Source organism: Paraburkholderia sp. BL21I4N1 (assembly GCF_002973525.1).
Classification (GTDB): domain Bacteria; phylum Pseudomonadota; class Gammaproteobacteria; order Burkholderiales; family Burkholderiaceae; genus Paraburkholderia.
Map to the genome: position 1 here is coordinate 221,431 of NZ_PVEN01000002.1, position 15,477 is coordinate 236,907.

General features: G+C 64.9%; 16 protein-coding genes. 6 read left to right on the forward strand and 10 right to left on the reverse strand.

Annotated elements, in window-relative coordinates; genetic code table 11:
• Nucleotides 1-65 precede the first annotated feature (65 nt).
• Nucleotides 66-2,111 (reverse strand): NADPH-dependent 2,4-dienoyl-CoA reductase, encoded by a 2,046-nt coding sequence (locus tag B0G83_RS07330; protein WP_105506784.1) that lies wholly within the window; start codon nt 2,109-2,111, stop codon nt 66-68.
• Between the two features lie 361 nt (nt 2,112-2,472).
• Between B0G83_RS07330 and B0G83_RS07335 the strand changes: the two genes are divergently transcribed.
• The gene (locus tag B0G83_RS07335) at nt 2,473-3,270 is read left to right on the forward strand and encodes a DUF4397 domain-containing protein (protein WP_105506785.1); all 798 of its coding nucleotides are present in this window, start codon (nt 2,473-2,475) and stop codon (nt 3,268-3,270) included.
• Nucleotides 3,271-3,547: 277 nt separating this feature from the next.
• On the opposite strand, the gene B0G83_RS07340 is transcribed toward B0G83_RS07335, so the two are convergent.
• Both B0G83_RS07340 and B0G83_RS07345 read right to left on the reverse strand, forming a co-directional pair.
• Entirely contained in the window at nt 3,548-3,682 is a 135-nt protein-coding gene (locus B0G83_RS07340; protein ID WP_035546684.1) for an entericidin A/B family lipoprotein, read from the reverse strand.
• A gap of 222 nt (nt 3,683-3,904) precedes the next feature.
• The gene (locus B0G83_RS07345; protein WP_374954897.1) at nt 3,905-5,383 is read right to left on the reverse strand and encodes a sensor histidine kinase; all 1,479 of its coding nucleotides are present in this window, start codon (nt 5,381-5,383) and stop codon (nt 3,905-3,907) included.
• 170 nt (nt 5,384-5,553) lie between these two features.
• On the opposite strand from B0G83_RS07345, the gene B0G83_RS07350 reads away from it, so the two are divergent.
• The 5 genes from B0G83_RS07350 to B0G83_RS07370 all read left to right on the forward strand — a co-directional run bounded on the left by B0G83_RS07350 (nt 5,554) and on the right by B0G83_RS07370 (nt 7,889).
• Nucleotides 5,554-5,730 (forward strand): DUF1328 domain-containing protein, encoded by a 177-nt coding sequence (locus B0G83_RS07350; RefSeq protein ID WP_105506787.1) that lies wholly within the window; start codon nt 5,554-5,556, stop codon nt 5,728-5,730.
• A gap of 45 nt (nt 5,731-5,775) precedes the next feature.
• Entirely contained in the window at nt 5,776-5,937 is a 162-nt protein-coding gene (locus B0G83_RS07355) for a DUF1328 domain-containing protein (RefSeq protein WP_006052455.1), read from the forward strand.
• Between the two features lie 88 nt (nt 5,938-6,025).
• A complete protein-coding gene (locus B0G83_RS07360; RefSeq protein WP_105506788.1) occupies nt 6,026-6,604 on the forward strand; it encodes a bacterioferritin in 579 nt (192 codons plus the stop codon).
• A gap of 203 nt (nt 6,605-6,807) precedes the next feature.
• Entirely contained in the window at nt 6,808-7,440 is a 633-nt protein-coding gene (locus tag B0G83_RS07365; RefSeq protein WP_105506789.1) for a response regulator transcription factor, read from the forward strand.
• A gap of 20 nt (nt 7,441-7,460) precedes the next feature.
• Nucleotides 7,461-7,889 (forward strand): response regulator, encoded by a 429-nt coding sequence (locus B0G83_RS07370; RefSeq protein WP_105507198.1) that lies wholly within the window; start codon nt 7,461-7,463, stop codon nt 7,887-7,889.
• An 80-nt stretch (nt 7,890-7,969) separates the two neighbouring features.
• On the opposite strand, the gene B0G83_RS07375 is transcribed toward B0G83_RS07370, so the two are convergent.
• The 7 genes from B0G83_RS07375 to B0G83_RS07405 form a co-directional block, all read right to left on the reverse strand.
• A complete protein-coding gene (locus tag B0G83_RS07375; RefSeq protein ID WP_105506790.1) occupies nt 7,970-9,181 on the reverse strand; it encodes an MFS transporter in 1,212 nt (403 codons plus the stop codon).
• Nucleotides 9,182-9,332: 151 nt separating this feature from the next.
• Entirely contained in the window at nt 9,333-10,160 is an 828-nt protein-coding gene (locus tag B0G83_RS07380) for a phosphodiesterase (protein WP_105506791.1), read from the reverse strand.
• A 47-nt stretch (nt 10,161-10,207) separates the two neighbouring features.
• Entirely contained in the window at nt 10,208-11,260 is a 1,053-nt protein-coding gene (locus B0G83_RS07385; protein ID WP_105506792.1) for an ABC transporter ATP-binding protein, read from the reverse strand.
• Entirely contained in the window at nt 11,257-12,180 is a 924-nt protein-coding gene (locus tag B0G83_RS07390; protein ID WP_105506793.1) for an ABC transporter permease, read from the reverse strand. Before B0G83_RS07390 ends, B0G83_RS07385 begins: the two co-directional genes overlap by 4 nt.
• A 50-nt stretch (nt 12,181-12,230) precedes the next feature.
• The gene (locus tag B0G83_RS07395) at nt 12,231-13,055 is read right to left on the reverse strand and encodes an ABC transporter permease (protein ID WP_105506794.1); all 825 of its coding nucleotides are present in this window, start codon (nt 13,053-13,055) and stop codon (nt 12,231-12,233) included.
• Nucleotides 13,052-14,182, reverse strand: coding sequence for an ABC transporter substrate-binding protein (locus B0G83_RS07400; protein WP_105506795.1), 1,131 nt, complete (start codon nt 14,180-14,182; stop codon nt 13,052-13,054). The genes B0G83_RS07395 and B0G83_RS07400 overlap by 4 nt, the downstream gene beginning before the upstream one ends.
• Before the next feature lie 93 nt (nt 14,183-14,275).
• Nucleotides 14,276-15,349 (reverse strand): LacI family DNA-binding transcriptional regulator, encoded by a 1,074-nt coding sequence (locus B0G83_RS07405; protein WP_105506796.1) that lies wholly within the window; start codon nt 15,347-15,349, stop codon nt 14,276-14,278.
• Nucleotides 15,350-15,477 lie beyond the last annotated feature (128 nt).

Genomic DNA, 15,477 nt, shown 5'->3' on the forward strand with positions numbered 1-15,477 from the left:
GCCGGGAGGCGAGGTTCGCCGAGCGGCGAGCATGCCGCCGCCTCGCCTTCGCAAACCGCGCTGGATTAAAGCGCCGCCGCCACCTCAGCGCCTTCGCGGATCGCCCGCTTCGCGTCCAGTTCGCCTGCCAGTTTGGCGCCGCCAATCACGTGATAACGCGGACCCCCGGTCTGCACGGCGACATGCTCCGCCGCCACCGGATGCAGATCGCGCAGCGAATCCTGCCCCGCGCACACCACGATCGTGTCCACTTCGAGCCATTCCTCGACACCGTCACGCTCGATCTTCAAACCGCGCGCGCTGATCTCCCGGTACGACACCCCGCCGAGCATCTTCACGCCGTTTCTTGCCAGCGTCGCGCGATGCACCCAGCCCGACGTCTTGCCGAGTCCCATTCCCAGCTTGCCGGCCTTGCGCTGCAACAACCAGATATCGCGCGGCGGCTGCGGCGTGACCGGCGCTTTCAGGCCGCCGCGTTCCCGCACCGCGAGATCCACGCCCCACTCGTCGAGCCAGGTGTCGCGCGGCGTCGGCAGCGGCTCACCGGGGCGATGCAACAGGAACTCGCTGACGTCGAAGCCGATGCCGCCCGCGCCGATCACCGCGACGCGGCGCCCGACCGGCGCGCCGCGCAACACGTCCACATACGACAGCACGTTCGGCCCCTCAATGCCGCTAATCGCCGGCCGCCGCGGCACGATGCCGGTGGCGACGATCACGTCGTCGTAAGCGCCGGCCGCCAGCAGGGCGGCATCGACGCGCGTGTCGAGCCGCACGTCGACCTGATGTCGCTGCAACTGGCTCTGAAAATAACGGATGGTCTCGCTGAACTCTTCCTTGCCGGGCACGCGCATCGCCAGATTGAACTGGCCGCCGATGCTTGCGCCCGCATCGAACAGCGTCACGCGATGCCCGCGCGCGGCCGCCACGGTCGCCGCCGACAAGCCCGCCGGCCCCGCGCCGACTACGGCGACCGAACGCGCCGCCTGCGGACTCGCGACCGGGCGATAGACCAGTTCGGTCTCGCGCCCCGCGCGCGGGTTCACCAGGCACGACGCGCGCTGGTTCTTGAACGTGTGATCGAGGCAGGCCTGATTGCAGGCGATACAGGTGTTGATTTCGTGCGTGCGGCCTTCGGCGGTCTTGACGACGAACTCCGGATCGGCCAGCAGCGGCCGCGCCATCGACACCAGATCGCCAGCACCCTGTTCGAGTAGCGCTTCGGCGACTTCCGGCGTGTTGATGCGGTTCGACACGATCACCGGCACCTTCACCGCGGCCTTCAACCGCGCGCTGAGTTCGGCAAACGCCGCGCGCGGCACCGACGTTACGATAGTCGGCACACGCGCTTCATGCCAGCCGATGCCGGTATTGAACATCGTCACGCCGGCCGCTTCGAGTGCCTTGGCGACCTGCACGGTCTCGTCCCAGGTATTGCCGCCTTCCACCAGATCGATCAGCGAAAGCCGGTACACGACGATAAAGCGTTCGCCGCACGCCGCGCGCACCCGCTCGACGATCTCGCGCGCGAGCCGCAGGCGATTCCCGATGCTGCCGCCATAGTCGTCAGTGCGCTTATTGGTGCGTGGGCACAGGAACTGATTGAGCAGATAACCTTCGCTGCCCATGATTTCGATGCCGTCGTAGCCCGCGCGTTGCGCGAGGCGGGCGCAGCGCGCGTAGTGGCGCACGGTCTTCGCGATGCCGGCCACGCTCAACGCGCGCGGCTTGAACTTCGAGATCGGTGATTTGAGCGCGGAGGCCGACACCACGAACGGCTGATACCCATAGCGGCCCGCATGCAGGATCTGCAGCGCGATCTTGCCGCCTTCGGCATGCACGGCTTCGGTCAACTGCCGGTGATTGCGCAGATCGAACACCGAGTTCAGCGTGCCGCCGAACGGCAGCAGCCAGCCTTCGCGATTCGGCGAGATGCCGCCGGTGATGATCAGTCCCACGCCGCCCCTGGCGCGTTCGCGGAAATAGGCGGCCAGCTTCGGGTAATGCCAGAAGCGGTCTTCCATGCCGGTGTGCATCGAACCCATCACCACGCGGTTGCGCAAACGGGTGAAGCCGAGATCGAGTTCGGCGAGTAAGCGTTGGTAAGGCATGCGGGGGACCGTGTAAGTATGGGACGCGGACGAACGATACACCGCGCGTCGGGCCACGCCGCCGAGGAAAAATTCTAATCCACGCAAATCATTGCGCCGTAAGACATTCTTGCGTCGCCGCAAGCCAATTCGACCCCCGCGGCACACGCATTGCTCAAAGCGAGCGTCCATCGACACGGACCGCGCCGCTCCTGATACGGGCGCGTTGTGCGGCAGGGAAGGAGGGAGTGCTCCGTTTCGGAACGCCGTCCAGACACCATTCGAAGCAGCGTTGAAAACGGGTGTCGGACATTCCGAGGTTCGAGGCGAAGCACCCATAAATCAATGGGCCATGAGCCCAACATCGAAATAGGTGAACACAATGAAAACGATCCGAACCATGGCGGCGATGGCTGCTGTTGCGTCCCTTCTGAGCGCCTGCGGTGGCGGCGGCACCAGCGACGTGGGCAAGGAACTCGGGATCACGAATCCGGAGATTCATTTCATCAATGCGAATCCCAGCAGTCCGGCACTCGACTTCCTGGTGAACGGCACCGCGCCTTCGGGGCAAACCAACGTCGGCTATAAAGGCGTGACCAACCTCACCAATATCGGCACGGGCTCGACCACGGCCGCCTATGCGGCGACCGGCACGACGACCGCGCTCGCGAGCGGCAATTTTCCGAACGTCGCGAACGGCCACGACTACACCGTGATCGCGTTGCCGAACGTGACCGCGCCGGACATCGGCCTGATCGACGATCCGTTCGACAAGGGCCTGTTGTCCAACAGCGCGCGTCTGCGCGGTTTCAATGCGTCGCAGAACGCGGGCAATCTCGACCTGTACCTGGTGCCGGCCGGTACGACCGATGTTACCAATCTCACGCCGACCATGACGGGTGTGCAGTACAAGAACGCCGTGCCCGCCAGCGGTCAGGATTCGATCTATGTGTCCGGCGGCCAATACGAGCTGATCGCGACCGTCTCCGGCAACAAGACGCCGATCTTCCAGTCGGCCGCGTTCTCGCTGTCGAACAACGCGGACTGGCTGGTGACGTCGGTGCCGATCGGCGGCACGCTCAGCCAGTTGCTGCCGGGGCAGATCCATCTGCTGATCGCGCAGAACGGCAATACCGGCACGCCGAGTCAGGAACTGACGAACACGCTGACGGGGCAATAAGCACGCCGCGCTCACAGGCGTATGTAGCGCCTGTGAGCGGCGGACAGTCTTGGGGAGGACGGAGCGGCGATCCACGCGAGTGGGTCGCCGTTTTGTTTGCGGGCGCGACTGTTTCGCGCCTGCGTCTCGCCTGCGTTGCGCCTGCGCCACCCTTTAAAAAAAGCCCGTCGCGAGATGACTCGCGACGGGCTTTCTGTTCCTGCAAAAGCACGACACAGCGTGAGGCAACGGCTCGCGGCAGCGCCGCGAAGCGCTGCCGTGTCGCTCGGCGACCGGCTTACTTCGCCTGATCCGCCGAGTTCGTGATGGCGTTGCCGCCCTTCGAGATGTCCTGCCCGGCGCCGGCCATCGTGTTGCAACCCGCGAGCGCGGCGGTCCCTGCAATGAGAAGCAAAGCGATCAGTCGAGTCATGAAAGTTCTCCTTGTCGAGAATGCATCGGTTGATGTGCCCGTGCTGTCCGGCACATGCGACCGGGGCTTGTGTCAGATCGCCAGTCGATCCGGTCTGATTGCATGTTAAAAAAAGGGCGGGGGCCGCGCTGTCAGTTGCGTCGCGATTTTGTTGTAGGTGGGCTCCGGTGTTTGCGTCGGCGCACTCCTACACGTGCTTGAACGACGCAGGGTCGCGCCTTGCTAGACCGGCGAGCGCGTGGGCGTGGCCGGCGGCAGATCGATCGACGGCGTTGCGGTGCTGACGCTCGGCATCACGACGTCGATGTCGGTGCCGTTCGGCTCGCCGCGCCGGATATCGAAACGCCCGCCGTGCGCGGCGACCCGCTGGCGCATGCCGAGCAGGCCGTGCGTGTGGGTGCGCTTCAGATCGGCCGGCATGATGCCGACACCGTTATCGGCGATATGCAGGGCCACCTGGCCGTCGCCGACCTCCAAGGCAATCGACACCCTCGACGCCCGCGCGTATTTCGCCGCATTGGTCAGCGATTCCTGGGCGACGCGAAACAGTGCGATCTCGGTCTGCTCGTCGAGCTGGATATCGTCGGCGGGGAGGTGCAGGTCGAGCGTCCAGCCGTTGCGTTGCGCGGCTTCGTCGGCGAGCGTGCGCAGCGCGGTGACGAGCCCGAAATTGGCCAGCACGGTGGGCCGCATGTCTTCGATGATGCGGCGCTTGAGCGCAATGCCCTGGTCGAGATTGGCGAGCGCGCGTTGAAGCTTGTCGGCGATCTCCGGCGCGCTGTCCTTCAGCTTGCGGTTAGCCCACGCCACATCCATCTTGCTGGCGGTCAGAATCGCGCCGAGTTCGTCGTGCAGTTCGCGCGCGAGCTGGGTCTTTTCGTTTTCGCTGACCGCCTGCAAATGCCAGCCCAGCGCTTCCAGTTGACGCGTGCGTTCGCCGACCAGCTGGTCGAGTTCTTCCTGTTGTGTGATCAACTGACGCTGCACGCGTGCCTGGCGATCGATCTGAATGCCGAGATTGCGAAACAGCAGAATGAACAACACGATGTTCAAGGCCGACAGACCCGCCGCGCACAGCGTGGAAATGCGCTGATCGGCGCGGCTCGCGGCGAGCGCGTGCTGCGCGCGGCGTTCCTCGTTGTCGCGTAACAGCGAGAGGGTGCTGTCCACCAGCGACGCGTCGGCGGGGTTCGCCGTGCTCAGCGGCCCGCACGCGGCCAGATCCAGCGGCTGCGGCGCCGCCCGTTGCAGTGCGGCGGCGCCCGCGCCGATGCGCGCCTCGATCAGCGCCAGGATCTGCGTGAAGCTCGTGAGTTCGGCGTTATCCGCCTTGCCGCCGCGGTAGAAGCGGTTCAACTGCTGCTCGCTCTGGCGAATTCGCGAGGCGGTCGCGCAATAGGCGTGCGCGGTCGCCGCCTGCTTCGTCAGAAGAAAGTCGCTCTGCTGTGCGCTTAGGTTCGATAGCTGACTGGCGAGTGTGCTCAGTTGCACCGTGACGTCGCGGGACTCGAGCGCGGTCTCGTACTCGGCGGCAATGCGCTCGCGCGCGGTCTCCAGAATCACCAGGCCGCCCACCGTGATGACGATCGCCACCGTCATCGCGATGGCCCAGCTGCGCTTGTGCATCCACTGACCCAGTCGCGTCGTGGCTGCCGGATCGCGCGGGGTTTGCAGGTTCGACGGGTTCAGCGCATTCGGCACATTCGGCTCCTCGGATGGGGCATCAGTGTAACGTCCGCCGCGTAACGCTGCCGTAATCCAATGTAAGCGGATTCTCACACGAAAACCGGCGTGCGTCGGAATGCGCCTTCGTGCCCCGATCGATAGCATGAGCCTTGATCGTTCATTCATTCTTTCGGGAGAAAGCCACCATGCTGAAATGGGCGTTGTTCTTCGCCGTGATCGCGATAGTCGCCGGGCTGCTCGGCTTTACCGGCCTCGCGGCGGGTGCGGCCGCGATTGCCAAGTTCCTGTTTATCGTGTTCGTGATTCTGTGCGTGGTGTTCCTCGTGCTCGGCTTCGTGGTGACGAAAAAGATCGTCGATTAGCGAGGCTCGTGTATTGAGCGCAACCCCACTGAAAGGAGAATTGCCATGCTTCACTATGCCATCGTGTTTTTCGTGATCGCGATCATTGCCGCCGTGTTCGGTTTTACCGGCATTGCAGCGGGCGCGGCGGAAATCGCCAAGATCCTGTTCTACATTTTCCTCGTCGTCTTCGTGGTCACGTTGTTGCTTGGCGTGTTCCGAACGTAGCGCCGCGGTGATTCCTCTTTGACCGGCGCATCAGGCGCGATTCGTGCGGGATGCGTTGTTCCCCCAATACGGATTAAGGAGAAATTAAATGTCGAAATCACCAGGTGCGCCGAGCGCCGCCACGCAAACTCAGCCGAAAGAGCCGTTCGTGATGGACCTGAAGAAGATCCGCGAGGACGCGCGCAAGCATATGTCCGACGGACCGGTCACGCAGACTTACGGCGCGGATCGCGACACCGTGCTAAAGCTGCTCAACGACGCGCTGGCCACGGAAATCGTCTGTACTTTGCGTTATAAACGGCATCACTTCATGGCCAAGGGCATCAACTCGGAGGCCGTGGCGGCGGAGTTCGCCGAGCACGCAGCCGAGGAGCAGGAGCACGCCGACCGCATTGCCGAGCGCATCGTCCAACTGGGCGGCGCACCGGATTTTGCGCCGGAAGGTCTGAAGACACGCTCGCATTCGGAATACAAGGAAGGCGATAGTCTGACGGAGATGATCAAGGAAAACCTGGTCGCCGAGCGGATCGCGATCGACACGTATCGCGAGATCGTGCGTTATCTCGGCGAGAAGGACGTGACGACGCGTCGCCTGTTCGAAGACATTCTCGCGGTCGAAGAAGAGCATGCCGACGATATGGCGGATCTTCTCGAAGGACGGGAGTAAGCACGGTGACGGGTTGGTGGCGCGTGCCGGGTGCGGGTGGGTCTGGAAATAAGCATGTCCCGCGCCCGTTGCACGCGGCATGAATGACATGAGTCGCACGCGTCGCCGCGTTCCGTAGCGCTCTGCATGACGGGCGCGCCCGCGTGCCGGAGATCATTACAATGTCTGCTCTGGAGCGTTTCCATAGCAGGGACACCAAGCCGATGATTCGAGTGTTGATAGCCGACGACCATGCGATCGTCCGAGGGGGTTTCAGGCAATTCGTCGCCGACGAGCCGGACATGTGCGTCGCGGCGGAAGCCGCCACCGGCGACGAGACCATCAGCCTCGTGCGCCAGCAGGCGTTCGACGTGGTGCTGCTCGACATCGCCATGCCGGACAAAAACGGCATCGACACATTGCGGGTAATCAAACAGGTGCGCCCCGAGCAGGGCGTGCTGATTCTGTCCGGCTACCCGGAGAGCCAATACGCGATCAACCTGCTACGCGCGGGCGCGAACGGTTATCTGAACAAGGATTGCGAGCCGGAAGAAATCGTGCGGGCGATCCGTTCGGTAGCGCGCGGGCATCGTTACTTATCGGAGGCGGTCGCCGATACGCTCGCCGACAATCTCGACAAGCCCGCCACGGGGCGGCCGCATGAAGCGCTCTCGGAGCGCGAGTTTCAGGTCTTCTGCAAGCTCGCGGCCGGCCGGCTTCCTACTGAAATCGCGGAGGAATTGCATTTGTCCGTGAAGACCGTCAGCACCTATCGGGCACGTGTGCTCGAAAAAATGCGTTTGGCGAACAATGCCGATCTGACCTATTACGCGATCAAGAACGGCCTGATCGAATAATGGACGATCGAGACCTGCCGATGAATAGCGAACCCAACCCTGTTGCCGAGTCAGTGAGCCGCACGCCGTTGCGCGTGCTGCTGATCGAAGATTCGCCGCTCATTCGTCGCAGCCTGGTGGAAGCGATCGACGCGTCGGGTTTGCTGCGCGTCTGCGCTTACGCCGATTCCGCCGATCAGGCGATCGCGTTGTTGACCGACGAGCCGTTCGATGCGGTGATCGTGGACCTGCAACTCAAGCAGGGCTCGGGCGTGCCCGTGCTGGCGTATCTGCAACGCGAGGGGCTGATCGACAGGGTATTCGCCGCGGTGCTGACCAATCACGCGCTGCCGGCTTACCGCGAGCGTTGCGAGCAATACGGCGTACGGCACTTTTACGACAAGTCGTTCGAGTTCGACCGCGTGATTGATGCGCTGCATGACTATGCGTATGCGCGAGGCGGTGAATGAGCCTTGCGGGTCTGGCGCGGCGGCAAAAAAAGCCGCTGGAAACAGCGGCTAAGGTTTCAAATTTTTAACGGCTCGAAGTTTCAAAGCAAACCCTGCCGTTTCGCGCGAGCCGGCAGCGCCAGATGATTCCACGCCGCGAGCCCGGCGAACGCGAGTCCGGCCACGCTCACGCCGAGCCATCCGAACATCGGCCAGACAAACGCGCCGACCCCGGAACCGAATGCGCCGCCAATGAAATACGCCACCATGTACACCGTATTCACGCGTGAGCGTGCATCGGGCTTGAGTGCGTAAATGCGCGACTGGTTCGAAATCTGCGCGGCCTGCACGCCAATGTCGAGAATGATCACGCCGACCACGAGCCCGGCGAGACTCCTTGCCGACGCCCCGAACACCACGAATGAAATCGCCACCAGCGCGATCGACACGGTGATGATCGATTGCGGTCCGCGTTTGTCGGCAAACTTGCCGGCGAGCGGCGCAGCCATTGCGCCGGCCGCGCCAACGATCCCGAACAGCCCGGCGGCCTGCGGCCCGAGATGAAACGGCGCACCTGCCAGCAACAGCGCCAGCACCGACCAGAAAATACTGAACGCGCCGAACATCGCCGCGCCGGTCAGCGACGCCTCGCGCAGCGCGCGATGCTCGACCACCAGATGCCACATCGACACCAGCAACTTGCCGTAGGGGAGGGTCGAGGTCGGCTGGCTCTTCGGCAGACGCAGAATGATCACGACCGCCAGCACCAGCAGCGCGACGACCGACACGGCGAACACCGCGCGCCACCCAAAGTATTCGGCGACGAGGCCGGAGGCCGTGCGTGCCAGCAGAATCCCCAGCAGCAGACCGCTCATCACCGTGCCGACCGCGTGACCGCGCTCGGCCGGCGGCGCGAGTTCCGCGGCGAACGGCACGGCCTGTTGCGCGATGGTGGCGAGCACGCCGATCGCCAGACTCGCGACGATCAACACGGTCAGCGTCGGCGCCGCCGCGGCCACGATCAGCGCGACGCACATGCCGACAATTTGCAGCAGGATCAGCCGACGCCGGTCGAAACGGTCGCCAAGCGGCGCCAGCAGCAGCATGCCGGCGGCGTAGCCGAGTTGCGTGACGGCCGGCACCGCGCCGACCCACGACGCGCCGGCCGGAAACGACTGGCGGAAATTGTCGAGCAGCGGCTGGTTGTAGTAGATGTTCGCGACCGACACACCGGCGATGGTCGCGAGCAGAAACAGCAGACCGCGCAACGACCGGTCGGCGGCAGCGGGGGAAGACGGGTTGGGTGTGGACATGAGAGGCGACGTTCGACGGACCGGCCCATGCGCGGTCCTTGAGCGTGCCGATCATACCGGAGCAGGGCGGATCGTGCTGACGGTGCGGCAGCCGCCCGATGCGTTCTCCCCGCGCCGCGAAGGCCCGGGGAGAACGCAACAAGCGCCCGGATCAGTCGATCAACGCGCCTTCGGGTTCATAGAACGGATATGGCCCGTCCGAGGCCTCGACATACGCATGATGCGTGACGATGCCCGTCGCCGGATCGTAGCGATGCAACGCGTACGCGGGCGGCTCCATCATGAACGCGGAGGGCGCGTCGTCGCGCAGATCGAGCGCGACCTGGTGCGCGGGCGCCGGCACCGCCGACGCGATCGTGCCGCCGAAGCGCACGAACATCGGCCGGTGCACATGGCCGCAGATCACCCGCTCCACATTCGGATAACGCGCGATCAACGCGGCGAGTTTGTCGGCCGCTGCCGGGTCGAGCCGCAATTCGTCCATATGACCGATGCCGCACACGAACGGCGGATGATGCAGCGCGACCACGGTCGGCTTGCCTTGCGCCGCGTCGAGCTGCGTCGCGAGCCAGGCGAGCCGTGCGTCGCACAGCAAGCCGGCGCTTTGACCCGGCACCATCGAATCGAGCGCGATCAGGCGCAGCGGGCCGATATCCACGGCGTAATGCACGAACTCGCCGCCGCTCTGCAATTCCGCGCGATCGGGAAACGCCGCGCGTAAGGCGGCGCGTTCGTCGTGATTGCCGACCAGCAGAAAGTAGGGCATGTCGAGCGGCGCGAGTAGCGCTTTGAGGTGCTCGTACTGCTCCGGGTCGCCCTGGTCGACGAGGTCGCCGGTCATCACCACGGCATCGGGACGCGGTTCGAGCGCGTTGAGCGCGGCGACGCAGCGCGCCAGATGCGCGCCGGTGTCGACGCGGCGGTAGGCGAGCGCGCCCGGCCGTTTGATATGCAGGTCGCTAATTTGAGCCAGCAGCATGGGGTAGTCCTTTTTTATAGCGCGTTGAGTCGGGCAGCGCGATGTCGTCAAGATAGCGCAATCAGCGCGTCCTGCGCGATCGACAGTCCGACCGGCGTGCCGCGCGCCAATTCGACGCGGCCCGCGACGTCGATCAGCAACGCGTCCGGTGCGGCGCCGCCTATCGTCAGACGGGTGCGCTCGCCGAGAAACGCCGTGCTTTCCACATGACCGCGCAACTGTGCGCTGGCCGGATCGGCGAGATACGCGTCTTCCGGACGGAAGAAAATTTCGTGCGCGGCGCTGTCTTGCGCGGTGCTCAACACGGAAGGCAACGGCACCGCGCCGCCGGTGGTCGTCAGCATGCCGTCGCGGCGTTCGCCCGCCAGCCGGTTGATCGTGCCGACGAACTGCGCGACCGTACGATTCGCGGGCCGATAGTAGATGTCGCGCGGCGAGCCGATCTGCTCGATGCGTCCCGCGCTCATCACGACGATACGGTCGCCCAGTTCCATCGCTTCGGCCTGATCGTGCGTTACGTAGACGGTCGTGATGCCCAGCTCGCGCAACAGCGTGTTCATCTCGCTGCGCAAGGTGTCGCGCAAACGCGCGTCGAGGGCGGTGAGCGGTTCGTCGAGCAGCAGCACGCGCGGCTGCACCGCGAGCGCGCGAGCCAGCGCGACGCGCTGACGCTGGCCGCCCGACAACTGGTCGATCGGTTTGTCGGCGTGCGCGGTGAGACGCATCATCGCGAGCAATTCGTCGACGCGCTGACGCGCGGTCTCTGCCGCCATGCGCCGGATCTTCAGTCCATAGCCGATGTTGCCGCGCACCGTCAGGTTCGGAAACAGCGCGTAGCTCTGGAACACCATGCCGACCTGACGTTTTTCGATGGGCAGCGCGGTGACGTCTTCGTCGCCGAAAGCGATGCGGCCGCCCGCGTCCGGTGTTTCGAGACCTGCGATCATGCGCAGCGTCGTGGTCTTGCCGCAGCCGGACGGTCCGAGCAACACCAGCGTTTCACCCGCGCCGATCCGCAGGTCGAGCGGTTCGAGCACGCGCGTGCCGCGAAACGTTTTCGCGCACTGCGCGAGCGTAATGGGAACGGAGGCGAGTTTCATGGCGTGGACGTGGGCGTTGACTGAATGATGGGTTTCGATGTCGAGGCCGCGCTACGTTGTTTCGCCGCGCTGCGCTGACCGGTCGCATCGACGCCGAGCCACTGCATCGCGACGAGCAGGGGCATCGTCATGATGAAAAACAGAATCGTGTACGCGCTGCCGATCTCGATGCGCAACGACGCGTAAGTGTCGGCCAGACCGACCGGTAGCGTCTTGGTGTCGGGCGTGTGCAACATCCACGTGAGGTTGAATTCGCCGATCGACAGCGTCACGACCGCCAGCGCGCCCGCCACGATGCCCGGCCGCGTGTTGGGCAGCACGATCGTCACGAAACGCTGCCAGAGGCTCGCGCCGAGACTCGCCGCGCCTTCTTCGAGCGTGCGCAGATCGCTGCTCGCGCAGACCGCGGCGACCGCGCGCACCATGAAGGGCAGCGTGAACACCACGTGCCCGACCACGATGAAGGCCACGCTCATCCGGAACATCGTGAAGCCGCCGTAGACGACCAGCAGCGCGAGCGCGGAGGCGAGACCGGGCAGTGCGATCGGCAGCACCAGAAATTCCTCGATGATGCGCGACAGCCGCGTCTTGCTGCGCGCGAGCACATAGCCTGCCGGCACGCCGGTCAGCAACGTGATGAACAGGGTCGCGGCGGCGACTTCGAGCGACAGGAACACCGAGTCGTGATACTGCGTCCACACTTCGACGAGCCAGCGCAGCGTGAGTCCGCTCGACACGCCTTTGAAGTAGTTGACCGTCAGCCCCGCCATGATCGACATGACGACCGGCACGATCAGAAACGCGCATAGCAGCAGCGTGACGAGCCATTGGCCGGCCGCGAGGCACGTTCTCGACGCGGGCAGTTTGAACCGCGAGCGTGGCTTCACGGCGGGCGGGAAAGGAGCGGGGACGGTGTTCATCGAAGACGCAGGGTCCGGTTGTCGGGTTGCCCCGGGTTTGACGACGCCGCTCATGCGCTTGCCGCCACGGCGGAACCGCTCACGCTCCGCGCGAAGGCCAGCACCGCCCACGTGACGATGCCGAGCACGATCGAAAGGCCTGCTGCCGTCACCATGTTCGCGTTCAGCGTGAACTCGGTGTAGATGGTCATGGGCAGCACGTCGATGTCGGTGGCGAGCGTGAAGGCCGTGCCGAACGCGCCCATCGCGGTCGCGAAACACACCGCGCCCGCCGCGATCAGTCCCGGCGACAGCGCGGGCAACACGATGTCGCGCGTAATCCGCCATGGCGAGGCGCCGAGCGAACGCGCGGCCTCTTCGAGCGACGCGTCGAGCTTGGTGGCCGACGCCATCACGGTGACGATCACGCGCGGAATCGAGAAGTACAGGTAGCCGAGAAACAGGCCACTCATCGAATATGCGAACACCCAGCGGTCGCCGGTGAGTTTGAGCGAGAGCGCGCCGATCAGCCCCTGGCGTCCGGCCAGCATGATGACCATGAAGCCGACCACCACGCCGGGAAACGCGAGTGGAAACGTAAGCAGCGCGAGCAGCGTGCGCTTGAGCGGGAACTCGCGGCGCGCCAGCAGGAGGCCGGCGATCACCGAGAGCACAAGCGTCGCCGCCGTGACCGCGGCCGACAGCAGCACGGTCGCGCCGAGGCTCGACATGTAGCGCGGATTGGTCAGCATCGCGCGATAGGTGGCGAAGGCGTGGCCGTCGCCGCTCAGTTGCGCGAGCGCGCCCATCGGCAACAGCCAGAACGCGATGAATACCGCCAGCGCCGGCGCGATCAACGCAATGCGCCAGCGCAGCGGGAACGTGATGTCGTTCAATGCATCACCTGGAGATAACGCTCGCCGAAGCTCGATTGCTTCTCCGCCATCTTGCCGAAATCCACCGGCCTGGCGCGTGCGTAGTCGGCGGCCGGCAGGAATTTGGCGGCCAATTGCGGGCTCATCGCGCCGGCGCGGACCGGACGCAGATAAGCTTCGGCCCACAGCTTCTGGCCTTCGTCGGACAGCACGAAATCGAGCACCTTCTTGCCGTTCGCTTCGTGCGGCGCGCCCTTCACGAGACTCATCACGTACGGCACCGAGATCGTGCCTTCCTGCGGAATCACGAATTCGACGTTGGCGTGATCCTTGTATTTGGCGCGGTAGGCGTCGAAGTCGTAGTCGAGCAGGATCGGAATTTCACCGGACATCACGCGCGCGTAGGCGGTTTGCTTCGGCACGATCGGCGCGTTGGCCTTCAGCTTGCGGAACCAGTCGAGGCCGGGTTCGAAGTTGTCGAGCGTGCCGCCGAGCGCCTGATTCACCGCCACCGCGCCCGCATAGCCGACGAACGCGCTCGACGGATCGAGGTAACCGATCATGCCTTTGTATTCAGGCTTGAGCAGGTCGGCCCACGAACGCGGCACCGGCTTGCCTTCGAGCGCGTCCTTGTTGACGAAGAAGCCCAGCGTGCCCGAGTGGATCGCGAACCAGTAGCCTTGCGGGTCTTTCTCGTTGGCGGGAATGTCGTCCCAGTGCGCCGGCTTGTACGGCTGGATCACGCCCTTGTCCTTCGCCTGGAATGCCGACGACACACCCAGATAGACCACGTCGGCGACCGGGCTCTTCTGCTCGGCCATCAGTTGCGCGATCGACTGGCCGGAGTTCTTGTTGTCGAACGGCACGCGAATGCCGGTCTTTTGCTGGATCGCCTTGATCTGGCTGGCCCAGTCGGCCCATTCGGGCGGGCAGTTGTAGCAGATCGCGGTTTCGTCGGCATGGGCCGCTTGCGGGGCGAGCGCGCCGAGAGCGGCGCTGAGGACGACGCCAGCGGCGAGCGTGGCGCTGGCGCGCGCGAGGCGGGACCAGAGCGGCTTGAGCGGGTTGCGTGACGGGCGTGACTTGAGCGATTTAAGCGACTTGAGCGACTTAAGCGGTGAAGCGAAGCGGGCGGACGAGCGGATCACTGCGGGTCTCCTGGAGAGGACGAGAGCGGGTGGTTCGGGGTCGAGATGCGTGAGTCGGAAGACGTGAGTCAAAGACGTGAGTCGGAACACGGGTCAGGCGAACGGTTTTTCCGCGGCGGCCGCCGATGCCTGCGGCGACGACATGGCATCGCGATTCGGAATCGCCGCGATGGTCGCGCCCTGGCGCAAGCTGTGCGGCAAGGTCAGCGTCAGCGAGGTTTCGTTCAACGCCTCGTACGTCCCGCCGACGCGTGCCAGCAATCGCTCCCAGGCCGCGCAGCCGATTTCGCGATTCGGCGCGCAAATGCTGGCGAGCGGCGGCGACAGCAGGTCGCCCATGGCGAGGCCGTCGAAACCGAGAATCGACATGTCGTGCGGAATCTGCAGACGCGCGCGGCGCAGGCCGCGCATGACCACCATCGCCAGCAGGTCGTTGCTGCAGAACAGCGCGCTCGGGCGATTCGGCCCGCTGGTCAGATGCGCGAGCACCGACGGCGACAGTTCGTCGGCGTTGAAATCCACTTCGAGCGCGGGCGCCGGCGAGAGGCCGGCCTGCTGCATGGCTTGCGAGTAACCCAGATGCCGTTGACGAGCGCGGTCCGACGCGGCTAGCGAACCGGCCAGCATCAGGATGCGGCGATGCCCGTGAGCGATCAGCATGCGCACGCCGTCGTACGCGGCGAGACGATTGTCGACGGACACCGACGGACGACGTACCGTGTCGTTATGCATCAGCACGTAGAGCAGGCCGTCGCGGTCGAGTTCGTCGAGCAGCGGGTGCGTATCGGCGTCGGACACGGTCAGGATCAGGCCTTCCACGCGATGTTCGCGCAGCGTTTCGATCGCGTGGCGTTCGCGATCGGCGTCGTATTGCGTTGTCATCAGCATGAGCCGGTAGCCCTGCGCCGACGCGAGTTCGTCGATGCCTTGCAGGCATTCGGCGAACACCGGGTTGGCGAGCGTCGGCAGAATCACGCCGATCAGACGCGTGCGCTCGCCGCGCAGTTGCCGGCCCAGCGGGCTGGGGCGGAAATTGAGGGCGTCGATCGATTGACGCACTTTGTCGAGCGTGACGGGATTGACGGTGTGCGGCGCGTTGATCGCGCGCGAGACCGTGGCGATGGAGAAGCCAGCGTGCGCGGCGACATCTTTGATCGTCGGGGTCATGGGGTTCCGCTCGGATTGTAAACGTTTTCGTGAGCGGATTATCGGCAAGCTTTGTGACTGGCGGATGACTTCGAAATTCAGCGCGGCGGAGGCGGCGAAGGGGGGACGGACTCCCGGATCGCGCCCGT